The organism is Bremerella cremea, from assembly GCF_039541315.1.
GTDB classification, from domain to species: Bacteria; Planctomycetota; Planctomycetia; order Pirellulales; family Pirellulaceae; genus Bremerella; species Bremerella cremea.
The window spans coordinates 92,779-103,821 of record NZ_BAABFZ010000003.1; the positions used below are offsets into that span (position 1 = coordinate 92,779).

13 protein-coding genes are annotated in these 11,043 nt (G+C 55.0%); 6 read left to right on the plus strand and 7 right to left on the minus strand.

Going from position 1 to position 11,043, the window contains the following annotated elements:
• Nucleotides 1–3 precede the first annotated feature (3 nt).
• Complete coding sequence (locus ABD890_RS02590) at nt 4–363, plus strand: hypothetical protein (protein ID WP_345085532.1); 360 nt, start codon at nt 4–6, stop codon at nt 361–363.
• A gap of 42 nt (nt 364–405) precedes the next feature.
• Here the strand turns inward: ABD890_RS02590 and ABD890_RS02595 are convergent, their stop codons facing one another.
• The 4 genes from ABD890_RS02595 to ABD890_RS02610 all read right to left on the minus strand — a co-directional run bounded on the left by ABD890_RS02595 (nt 406) and on the right by ABD890_RS02610 (nt 4,900).
• On the minus strand, nt 406–1,065 hold the full coding sequence (locus ABD890_RS02595) for an Lrp/AsnC ligand binding domain-containing protein (protein ID WP_345085535.1): 660 nt from the start codon (nt 1,063–1,065) through the stop codon (nt 406–408).
• Between the two features lie 28 nt (nt 1,066–1,093).
• On the minus strand, nt 1,094–2,038 hold the full coding sequence (locus ABD890_RS02600; RefSeq protein ID WP_345085538.1) for a hypothetical protein: 945 nt from the start codon (nt 2,036–2,038) through the stop codon (nt 1,094–1,096).
• A 360-nt stretch (nt 2,039–2,398) separates the two neighbouring features.
• On the minus strand, nt 2,399–4,450 hold the full coding sequence (locus ABD890_RS02605; RefSeq protein ID WP_345085541.1) for a prolyl oligopeptidase family serine peptidase: 2,052 nt from the start codon (nt 4,448–4,450) through the stop codon (nt 2,399–2,401).
• A gap of 264 nt (nt 4,451–4,714) precedes the next feature.
• Nucleotides 4,715–4,900 carry a hypothetical protein gene (locus ABD890_RS02610; protein WP_345085544.1) on the minus strand — a complete coding sequence of 62 codons (186 nt, stop codon included), beginning with the start codon at nt 4,898–4,900 and terminating at the stop codon, nt 4,715–4,717.
• 14 nt (nt 4,901–4,914) lie between these two features.
• Here ABD890_RS02610 and mnmA point away from each other — a divergent pair, with 14 nt between their 5' ends.
• Both mnmA and ABD890_RS02620 read left to right on the plus strand, forming a co-directional pair.
• Nucleotides 4,915–6,039: a tRNA 2-thiouridine(34) synthase MnmA gene (gene mnmA, locus ABD890_RS02615; RefSeq protein WP_345085547.1), complete on the plus strand. Its 1,125-nt coding sequence runs from the start codon at nt 4,915–4,917 to the stop codon at nt 6,037–6,039.
• A gap of 38 nt (nt 6,040–6,077) precedes the next feature.
• Nucleotides 6,078–6,593 carry a hypothetical protein gene (locus ABD890_RS02620; protein ID WP_345085550.1) on the plus strand — a complete coding sequence of 172 codons (516 nt, stop codon included), beginning with the start codon at nt 6,078–6,080 and terminating at the stop codon, nt 6,591–6,593.
• Between the two features lie 19 nt (nt 6,594–6,612).
• On the opposite strand, the gene ABD890_RS02625 is transcribed toward ABD890_RS02620, so the two are convergent.
• Nucleotides 6,613–7,227, minus strand: coding sequence for a nitroreductase family protein (locus ABD890_RS02625; RefSeq protein WP_345085553.1), 615 nt, complete (start codon nt 7,225–7,227; stop codon nt 6,613–6,615).
• Nucleotides 7,228–7,366: 139 nt separating this feature from the next.
• Here ABD890_RS02625 and ABD890_RS02630 point away from each other — a divergent pair, with 139 nt between their 5' ends.
• On the plus strand, nt 7,367–7,732 hold the full coding sequence (locus ABD890_RS02630; RefSeq protein ID WP_345085558.1) for a hypothetical protein: 366 nt from the start codon (nt 7,367–7,369) through the stop codon (nt 7,730–7,732).
• 61 nt (nt 7,733–7,793) lie between these two features.
• On the opposite strand, the gene ABD890_RS02635 is transcribed toward ABD890_RS02630, so the two are convergent.
• Nucleotides 7,794–8,210 (minus strand): nucleotide pyrophosphohydrolase, encoded by a 417-nt coding sequence (locus ABD890_RS02635; protein WP_345085561.1) that lies wholly within the window; start codon nt 8,208–8,210, stop codon nt 7,794–7,796.
• 103 nt (nt 8,211–8,313) lie between these two features.
• Nucleotides 8,314–9,051: a hypothetical protein gene (locus tag ABD890_RS02640; protein WP_345085564.1), complete on the minus strand. Its 738-nt coding sequence runs from the start codon at nt 9,049–9,051 to the stop codon at nt 8,314–8,316.
• A 208-nt stretch (nt 9,052–9,259) separates the two neighbouring features.
• Here ABD890_RS02640 and ABD890_RS02645 point away from each other — a divergent pair, with 208 nt between their 5' ends.
• Nucleotides 9,260–9,739: a MarR family winged helix-turn-helix transcriptional regulator gene (locus tag ABD890_RS02645; RefSeq protein ID WP_345085567.1), complete on the plus strand. Its 480-nt coding sequence runs from the start codon at nt 9,260–9,262 to the stop codon at nt 9,737–9,739.
• 41 nt (nt 9,740–9,780) lie between these two features.
• On the plus strand, nt 9,781–11,016 hold the full coding sequence (locus ABD890_RS02650; RefSeq protein ID WP_345085570.1) for an efflux RND transporter periplasmic adaptor subunit: 1,236 nt from the start codon (nt 9,781–9,783) through the stop codon (nt 11,014–11,016).
• Nucleotides 11,017–11,043 lie beyond the last annotated feature (27 nt).

The following is an 11,043-nucleotide window of genomic DNA, read 5'->3' on the forward strand; positions in this document are numbered from 1 at the left end:
ACAATGAAAGTGCGTGCTCTTTCCCAGGGCACGCACTTTTTTTTATGGACCGCCTTCAATCAGAAGTCACCGCAGCGATCAATCGCGCGTAGTCTGCTCCAGAAAAAGAGCCTCGGCCGGAGCCAGCTTCCGGCTGGAAGAGGAAGACTGCGAGTTCGCCGACGAAACGGCCGCCATCATCACCATCAAAAACAAAATCCCAGCCACAAAAAACATCACCGCCAGGCCCGCCCCGAAGTTCCGCGTTTTGGCGTCGATCTCGGCTTAGGTTTTCTGGCGATCTTCGGCAGGCTTGCTTTCGTCCACAATAATCAGTTAACTCCATCATTTGCATTTCTAAGCACAAACGCACCGGGCAGCTAACTAACGATTTCTTATTTCGGCAAAAACCAGTGACGACGCTCACTACGACTTGTTCGTCATCTTTGGGCAGTTCATCAGAGTTGCCGTCTTCAAAATATGGTCCAGGTTATCTACCTGATACACAAGAAACTGATGAAGCGTTTGCATCTCTCCCGAACTGCTTTTCTGAACACCTTCCTTAATAATCGCTATTACGTCAAATTTACCAAACACCGCATCGGCAAATAGTACGCGATCTTCATTCCTTAACGTTTCAGCTAGATGCTCACACTTCGTCAATTTGCCGCGATGAATTGCAGCTTCTGGACTTGCAGGCATACCGAGGCGTTGCTCTTTAATTCGGTCGATCCCATCTTCTGCGGCATATCCGAAGTCAACATTAAAGCACAGAGCAACACAACCTGGATCATTGACCAGCGATGTCTCTCTACCTACATCATCTTTCGAGCTTGCGATGAACGTTTCAGTATCACCAATACCGTTCTGTGATCCAATTTCCTGGACAACAAGATGAAGTAAGTGCAGGTCATTGGCTTCGACCACAATCATAAAATCGTACTGACCGTAGAGAGTACACACCTTCCTCACGCGATAGCCCTTCGAAGTGTCCTGACTATTAGCCCAGTCAGCGAGATTCTCGTCAGCCATTGTAAAGTGTTTCGATGGATAACGACGTCGTGTCACCCCGATATATGCGCGCATTAATCACATCCTCCGATCAGTGTCACTATTAAGACAAGAACACTACGGCCTCAGTTAAACGACGAGTTTGAATAGAACACACCTGAAAGATTGCCCGAAATAGCCCTCTACAAATCTCCGATTCACTCTCTTCATTCCTCCCCACTTCTTCACAACTCCTGGAAAGCCTCGAAATCGTCTGCAGACCGTTCTGGACCCTTACGACAGAAGACCACTTCTGGTCGAGATCGCTTATCCGATCCGAAATTACCGTTCCCAAATTTTCCATTGGTTCATGCAAAGCAGGGTCACTTCGTCGGCGATGCACCTCTACCCACACGTCTAAAATATGATTGCCCACAAACAAACAATCTTCAGCGAACTTGCTTTCCTCACCAACGATCTGGACAACTTTCCCGTCGCTTTCCATGAATCGATTTGCAATTAGTCTTTCAGCGCAAATCGCCAAACCACGTCGATACCATGAGAACAACTTTTCGCTTTCAAGTGAGTTGAAATCGCCCACGGGACTGTCGCAATCCATGATCTCATCGAGTTCACGGCTCAGCCTATTCACTGTGCTCAGCCATTGCATACGCATCGAAAACTCCTGAAGTCGAACCATTCGCGAAGTCGACTCCCGGTTTAGGAGCAAATCTTGGTGCTCCTTTTCAGCTTGCAACTTGGCGATTTCGGCATCGATTCGATTCGTGTCGGCTTCTTCTTTGCTAATTCGATTAGCAGTCACCTGCTCCTGAAGTGACTGCACAATAAATAGAATTGCAATGCTCGAAACCATTGCATTGACTACCCCGAAAGAGTCGCCAACCTCGTTGAGTTTTTCTGCAATTTCGAGAAAGCGAATTCCTTTGATTGCCAGAAAGTAGGCCTTAAGCAGGTACAGAACACCGACTACTGCGATTGCAACCACGATACTTTGAGCTATTGACTTCTTTACAAATTCCGATTGAGATTCGCGTGTGTCTTTGATCATTGGTTCACCCTATGTTGGCAGGGGCAACGTCATCCACCTGAGACATTTGTATCAAATGTTTTACATACACATTCCTGCTTCAGTCGAGCATATTTACTATGGAAGATTCTCCGCCAGCGCGAAGAATACGGGCCTAATTAGAAGGCCTAATAGGCATAACCTTCCTCTGCTTTCCCCGAACCTTCGGACTGGCATAAATTGCCGGAATATCGGGCTAGCCCCACACTTCCACCAACGGCGACTGGCTCTAATGAAATCAACATTAGTCATATAATGTTGTTACAAAAAAAGCACCTAGCTAAACAAAAACGTTAGCTAGGTGCTTTAGCGCACAACATTAAGTGAGTCCGACAATCGGTCTTACTTGTTCATCAGCTGCTGCTTGAGGAACTCGTAAGTCAGCGCGGTCATGAAGGCTCGTTGTTTATTATCGGCGGCGCCGGCGTGGCCACCTTCGATGTTTTCGTAGTACAGAACATCGTGACCCATGTTCTTCATCCGGGCAACCATCTTGCGAGCGTGGCCTGGGTGGACACGGTCGTCGCGGGTGCTGGTGGTGAATAGCGTCTTAGGATACTTCACGTCCTTCTTCACCAAGTGATAAGGCGAGAAAGTCTGGATGAATTCCCACTGCTCTGGATCGTCTGGGTTGCCGTACTCACCCATCCAACTGGCCCCTGCCAGCAGCAGATGAAAACGCTTCATATCGAGCAGCGGAACCTGGCTGACGACGGCACCGAACAGGTCGGGTCGCAGCACCAGCATGTTGCCGGTCAACAGACCACCATTGCTGCCCCCCATCACGCCGAGATGCTCCGACGAGGTCACCTTGCGAGCGATCAGGTCTTCACCAACGGCGATGAAGTCTTCATAAGCCTTGTGACGATTTTCCTTCAACGCGGCCTGATGCCACTTCGGACCGAACTCGCCACCACCACGGATGTTGGCCACCACGAACACGCCGCCGGAAGTCAACCAGGCGGTGCCGGTCGTGGCGGAGTAGTTCGGCGTCAGCGGCACTTCAAAACCACCGTAGCCATACAGGAGCGTCGGATTGGTGCCGTCGAGCTTGATGTCCTTGTGCGAAACCTGGAAGTAAGGAACCTTGGTACCATCCTTCGAAGTCGCTTCGTACTGCTCGACCACGATACCAGTCGCATCGTAGAAGGCCGGCAGCGACTTCAGCTTTTCGATCGCTGGATCGCCTGCGGTTCCCAGGAAAAGCGTGGTCGGCGTGGTGTAGTCGGTCACCGTCAGGAAGAACTCGTCCGACTCTTCTTCATCGACCGCGCCAACCGAAACCGAACCAAACTCAGGCACGCCTGGTAGTGGCTTGCGCTGCCAGGTGCCATCTTCGCCGGGCGTCCACTGATAGATCTTGTTGCGGACGTTATCCAATTCGTTGACCAGCAGAAAGTTCTTGGTCGGGCTGTAGCCTTCCATCGACTTACGATCGGTTGGCTCGAACAAGACGGTGAAGTCTCGCTTCCCTTGCATGTAGTCGTCGAAATTGCCGACCAGCAGTGCACCTGGCTCGTAGGTCTTGCCGCCGACTTCCCACGTACTGCGAGGCTGCACGAAGATCCAATCGCGATGAACGTTCACTTCCGCGTCGTCTGGTTTTTCGATTTCGATCAACTTGCCATCTTCGACCAGGTACAACTTGCTGGTCCAGAAGGTCATGCCGCGGCTAACGAACTCGCGTTCAAAGCCTGGGGTGTCGTCGTAAACACCGCTCACGCTGACGTCGGTCTTTTCGCCTTCAAAGATCGTCTTGGCTTCGGTCAGGGGCGTGCCACGCTTCCACTCTTTGACGATGCGTGGATAGCCCGAATCGGTGAGCGAACCTTCACCGAAGTTGGTACCGACCAGCAGCGTGTCTTTATCCTTCCACGAGATACGGCTCTTCGCTTCGGGCAGGTAGAAACCATCTTCGACGAACTCACGCGTTTCGACATTGAACTCGCGTTTGATGTCGGCATCGGCACCACCTCGCGACAGCTTTACGATCGCGTGGGTATAGTCTGGCCGCAGCATCGAGACCCCATGCCACACCCAGTTCTCGCCTTCTTTTTCGGCCAGGGCGTCGACGTCGATGATCACGTCCCACTCCGGTTTTTCCTTCTTGTATTCTTCCGGGGTCGTCCGACGCCAAAGGCCCCGTGGATGCTCGCCATCTTGCCAGAAGTTGTAGTAGTAAGGGCCTCGTTTGGCGACGAAAGGAATGCGCTCGTTCGAGTTCAAGATCTTCAGAATCTTGTCCTGCAGTTCTTTGAAGTCTTCCGACTCGGTCAGCTCGGCGACGCTCAGCTTGTTTTGCTCTTTGACCCAGTCCAGAGCCTTGTCGCCAGTGACATCTTCCAACCAAAGATTCGGATCGTCCGAGACAGGTTCGTTGGCCTCTTGTGCCATAGCGAGATTTCCTCCGTGGAGTGCGAGTAGCGAGAACAAACTCAAAAGAAGCAACGGGATCGTTCGCATTATTGGCTCCATGTGATGCGGCGTCCGGGAAAGCTGCGTTATTCTGTACCCCATCGTATGCCCCCCGGCCCTATCGTGACAACCTAGGCGTGCGGCGGAATCGAGATCGTTTTGAGCCCAGGGGTATAGATCGCATTTTCGCCGCTAATTATTTCCCTGGCGACCTGAATTCGGACAGCGGGAACGCAACGATCATCAGGCAATCGGCGTCTTCTCGACGGGGTTTAGCAGCAATTTGCCGAGAAATTTAAGCATTTCGCGGATCCCCACCGCTGCCGGGGGTGTCTGGACAATAGGATGATTTTCTAAAATGGCGAGAATCATCGCCGCCAACGGATGCCCATTGGCAGCAAGCCATTTTCCGGAATCGAACGTTTCCAAAAGGGACTCGCTACGTGGCACGAGTTGTTCTAGCCATGTCCGGAGGGGTCGACAGTAGTGTCGCCGCTCAACTACTTAAACGTGACGGACACGACGTCATCGGGGTGTTCATGCGCCATGGCGAAGAGTCGCCGGTCGCTCACTGTAACCTCGATGCGCCGGGAGGCGGCACGGCACTGCAGATCCTCAACGAACGCGCCGACCACAAGCAAGGTTGCTGCAGCGCGTCGGACGCGGCCGACGCACGCCGGGTGGCCGACCGAATGGACATTCCATTTTACGCCCTCAATCTGCAGGAAGAGTTCGGGCAGATCATGGAGTACTTCGCCGACGAGTACATCCGGGGCCGCACGCCGAATCCTTGCGTGATGTGCAACAACTGGATCAAGTTTGGCAAGCTGTTCGATTACGCCGACAGCGTTGGTGCTGAATACGTTGCCACCGGTCACTATGCCCGGCTGATCCCTTCTGACGATGCCAACGGCACGCCGCGCCTGGTAAGGGGCGTCGATCCACGCAAAGACCAAACCTACGTTTTGTTTGGCATCGGTCGTCAATACTTGAAGCGGATGATGCTGCCGGTCGGCGACTTCCACAAGGAAGAGATCCGAACGATGGCTGGCGAGACCGGTCTTCGTGTGGCTGATAAGAAGGACAGCCAGGAAATCTGCTTCGTGACCAGTGGCAAGCACGACCAGTTCGTCAAGCAGCGTCGCCCAGGCGCCCAAACGTCTGGCGACTTTGTACTAACCGACGGCACCGTGGTCGGCCAACACGATGGCATCGAGCGGTTCACGATTGGTCAGCGAAAAGGCCTGGGGATCGCCTTGGGGGAACCTCATTACGTTGTGAGAATTGACCCAGTCGACAACCAGGTTGTGCTCGGCAAGATCGAAGTTTTGGGCCGCTCCGAATTGACCGCCAGCAATTGCAACTGGTTGGTCGAGCCAGGCGAGAATTCATTCCGCTGCGAGGCGATGATTCGCTACAATAGCCCAGCCCTGCCAGCCAAGGTTCACGTGCTTCCCGAAGGTAGGATCTCGGTTACGTTCGACGAACCACGCAATGGCATTGCCCCTGGGCAAGCTGTCGTCTGCTACGACGGTGATACGCTGCTGGGTGGCGGCTGGATCGAGTAGTCACTGAACTCTGCGACCTCCTTGCCGAAAGCTTCCGCGTGCCGTCGACCGACTCTCCACCTGAGAATCCATTTCAGTCGCCTGAAAGTATCGCTCGCGGAGACAGCCTTGTTTCGCAAGTCCAGAGCAAACCATACACGCTGTTTTGGGCGCTGGCGATTCTAGGCCTGGTTTCGATCCTGTTGGCCTCGATCGTCAACGGTTTGATCGCCGGTCTTGGATGGCTGCCGCTGTTCGGGCTGACCTTCTTGCACGCTTATCTGAAACTGAGAAGGTATCCGCCGGACCTGTTTCCCAACAATAAGAAGCAGTTCGGAGAGCTGTTCTTATCAGTCGCGGTCACGCTCGGCTTGTTCATGTGGTGCCTGATCTGCGTTGCTCTGACGGTGGAATTCGTCCCGAGGCTGGTGCAACTCGTCGTTCCGTCGATCAACATCCCACAAATGTTGTTCGGGTGGATCGTCATCGCGATGTGGGTCGTGATCTACTTCGTGTGCTACGTCTATTCCATTCGCCCGATGTTCGGCAAGAAGACGGCCAAGCCAAGCGAGTAGAGCAGGGGAGCAAACCGCCTTACGACTTCGCGGGGAACTTGTCGTTCACGATCACGTCTTCCAGCATTAACTGACCAGGCTTGCCCCACGCACCTTGCTTTGCCTTGCCGACGACAATCATCATGCCCAGGACATGGTCGTCGGGCAGATTGATCACTTCCGCAACCTTGCCAGGGTCGTAACCCACCAGCGCGCCGGTGTCGTAACCCATGCTCTTGGCGGCGAGCATGATCGTCTGAGCAGCGATCCCCATCGAACGCATCGCTTCGTCACGCTGCAGTTCTGGCTGGTTGTCGTACAGACCAACCAGCATGCTGACCAATCGCTGTCCGATTTCTGGCGGGGCGTTCTTCCAATAACGTTCCGGCTCTTTCTTGAAGGCATGCATATCGGCTGTCAGCACGATCAACAGCGAAGCATCGGCGACCTGGGCCTGGTTGTAGGCGGCTGCTTTCAACTGCTGGCGGACTTCTTTATCGCGTACAACGACGAATCGCCAATGCTGAATGTTGAAGGAGGTGGGCGACTGCAAAGCCGCTTCCATCAGCTTAGTGATTTCCTCTTCGGTCATTTCGTGGTCGTCGTGATAATGCTTGATCGACCGGCGGCCGTAGATGGCGTCAAAGGTGTCCATGCCCTGCTTTCCGCGTATATCGTGAGAACGAATCGATGGTTTGCCAGTCCTTATTCTGGCGCGAAAGGGACGTTTCGCCTACCCATCTCACAAAATCGCTGCTGCACCAAACCAAGGTGGTATGCTAGAACCATCTTCCATGGAAACCAATGCATCCGACAATCCGTTTGAATCTCCCTCGGCAGCCAGCAACCCTGGCGTCAACGCCGAGCGGATCATTCGCCGAGTCAGCATGGCCTGGCTTCTGCCTGCTATTGGCATAGCAATGGTCCCGATTGTGGTGGCCTGTCATCTGCTCGCCACGTACTCTTCGCTGGCGATCATGCTGATCTGTGCGATTCTGTTCACCATGGTCGCTGGCCTGGCCGTGACGTTATACGGACTGCTGATGATTGGTGCCGCCCCGAAGGTGGCAACGCATCTCCTGATCGGCATCACCACCCAGGTGCTGCTCCTACTCACGATCTTCGTCGGGATCGCCTTCGTGATGTTCTCGGTCTGGTAGCCATCACGAATCCGCCAGTCAGGGCAAAGGGCTGACAAGGAAATATTTCCCGAGGTCGTGACTACGCATCCCTGGGTGGGTCTTCTTTACCGTAACGCCCACGGAACTCGTCGGCAGGATACTTCATCACGTTCTTTTTCATCTTCTCGCGCATCAGCGTGGCGACGTCGAAATTCATCTCGTTACACAGCGCCATCGCGTAACACATCACGTCAGCGATCTCTTCGCCGATGGCGGCCCGTTTCTCTGGCTCCATTTCGGCTCGCGAGGCTTCGACGGTGATCCATTGGAAATGCTCCATCAGTTCGGCGGCTTCAATTGCCAGAGCCATGCTGATGTTCTTAGGAGCATGAAACTGACGCCAGTCTCGTTCGGCGACGAAATGCGAGACCATGTCGCGTAGCTGCCCCACCGGGGTGCTTGGGTCGTCCGAGATCGCGTCGATGCGCTGACGCAGAGAAGATGGTTGATCGGTCACAGGGCTCGTTCCTCTTCGATTCGTAGAAACTGCCCAGGCCAAACTTGCCCAGGCAGCGTGAATCATAATTGAGGAATTCGCAAGCCGTTGCAACCGGCGACGATTAGAGGTCGCCGTTGTTTTCCGCCTTGATCGCTGGCAAACCGAGCAACCGGCAAGCGAAGATCGGAGACAAGCCATCATCGTTAGAAGTCGCGACTTCTGGCTGGCTCAGCTCTTTCTGCTCGACTTCTTCGTCGAAGACGCGGGCAAAGATCGGCTGACTTGGCTTCTTCTCTGCCTTCTTTTCCGGCGCTGCAACCGGTGGCAATGCCGGAGGTGCCGAATGCGTGAAACGCGAGCCACCTGCCGGAGGTGCCGGCATCTTGGGGAGCGATGGCATCGAGGCGAAACGGGAATTGGTACCCGGCTGCGGCTGCGATGCGGTCAAAGCTTCTTCATGACTGACGGTCCGACCAGAAACTTCTGGCCCAATCACCACGCTTGGCCGGCTCCAGTCCACTGGATCTGCCGCGTGGGTGGGAAGAGACGCATTTTGCGGTTTGGCCGCAACTGGGCCGACTTGAGGAGCCACACCAGCACTCGAAACCGTGTTAGTTTGGGTAGGAACCGGTGGCTGGTCATCGATAGGCGGAAGCCTGCGAAGCTCGGCGTCGGACGGCTTGATTTGGGGATCCACCAACGAGGGTGTCGGTGGATTGTCGGTCGACCAACGCGATGCTGTCAACTGCTGCCCCCACGCAAGGGAGCTACTAAGAGCGACCCCCACTACGGCGAGGTGCGGAATCGTTTTGATTGCAAAGCTTTTCATGTTGGGTCGTTCGCCATCGATGAGCGCCATGATCGCCTCCCGCGCTGAAGGCCAATTTTGGGTCGAAGCGTGCGGCCACTTGAAGAGACCGCGTCTTGAATCTCATCGACATTCAACTCTTCGGAGTTTAACGATTGTAAGCTTTATGCTGCGCAAAACGAGAAAAGTCTTGACCACCCATTGGCACTGCAGGCATACTTGGTTAGGCAGGCTAACTATCTACCCCCTATAAGTTTCTATGCAGTACGATTTTCATGCCAGCACCGGCTATTGGGTTTGCCTGGCAGCACAACACTTCCAGCAACGAATCGACGCCGAGCTGCGCCCCTTCGGGATCACGTTCCGCCAGTTCCAGGTGATTGCCTGGCTAAAGGTGGATGGACCGTTGACCCAAAGCGAGCTGGCACGACGCATGTTCATCGAGAAGCCAACCCTTTCCGGCATCATGAACCGCATGGAAGCCATGAACTGGATTCGCCGTGCTTCATGCGTGCAAGATCGCCGTAAGAAGCACCTGGAAATCGGTCCCGCGGCGGAGCCCGTCTGGGAAAAGATCTGTGCGATCCTGACCCGCGTTCGCGAGCAAGCGGTGCAAGGTTTATCCGCCGACGAAGTCTCGCAGCTGCATTCCTTATTGGGGCGTGTGCAAGTCAATCTCGATAGCTTGCCGGCTCCTTCCCCATCCCTTCAAACCTTCACGACTTCATCACCATCATGAAATCGCTGTCCTCCATAACGTCGCTTCTTCTCGTTGCCCCCATGGTGCTCTGCTTGGCCGCCAGCACGTTCGCTCAAGCTCCTGCTTCTCCGGTTCGGACTGCGGAAGTCGAGCAGCGCGAGATCGCCGCTCACAAACCATTCGTCGGGACCGTCATGCCGATCAAGCACGCCGTGCTGGGAAGTGCCGTCGACGGTCGCGTGATCGAGTTCAACTACGAAGAAGGGGACCCCATCGAAGATGGTGCCGCCGTAGCCCAGCTTCTAACGAACACAATCGAACTTCAAAAAGAAGCCGCTCAGGCCGAACTCGCCATGCGTAAGGCGGAACTGGCTGAGTTAGAAAATGGCACCCGAACCGAAGAAGTCCAGCAGATGCAAGCGCGGATGCTGGCCGCGGAAGCTCAGGTTCGTTACCTGAAAGCTCGACGCGACCGTGCGGTCGAGTTGTACGAGAACCGTAAGGTGACTTCCGCGGAAGTTCGCGACGAAGCGGTCGCCGCTTCGGATGGTGCCGAACAGTCGTACCTCGAAGCAAAGGCGGCCTACGAACTCGCTGTCGCAGGGCCACGCATCGAACAGATTGCTCGTGCCAAAGCCCAAGTCGCCATGCAAGCAGCCATCGTCCAAGAGCTGGAAGATCGCATCAAGAAGTACACCATTCGCTCGCGATTCACCGGCTTCGTCGTCAAGAAGTCGACCGAAGTGGGTGCCTGGGCGACCAGCGGTGGTGCCATTGCCGAAGTGGCCCAACTCGACCAGGTCGACCTGGTGGCCAACGTTCCGGAACAAGATATTCCGTACGTTCAATTGGGCCGCGAGGTGACAGTCGCCGTGTTCGCTTACCCTGGGCGGCAATTCACTGGCAAGGTGTTTTCGATCACGCCACAAGCGGACGTCCGAGCCCGCACGTTCCCGGTCAAAATCCGCATCAAGAACGAGTTCGACGGCGAGAAGCCGGTCCTCAAGGCAGGCATGATGGGCAACGTGCTGTTGCAGACCGGGGAACGAAAGACGGCATTGCTCGTCCCGAAGGATGCCGTCGTCCTGGGTGGCCGGTCGCCCATGGTCTTCGCCGTCGAGAAAGCCCCGATGGGCGAAGGCAACGTTGTCAAACCGGTCCCGGTGACGCTTGGTGTTTCGGAAGGTGGCTCGATCGAAGTCACGGGCCCACTGACGCCTGGCATGCAGGTCGTCACGCAAGGCAACGAGCGTCTTCGACCAGGCCAGACCGTGAACATTTTGTCGGCCCCGGCAGGACAAGCCGCCGGCAAGTAAGGATTGCGAAACCGCCCCTCATCCCCC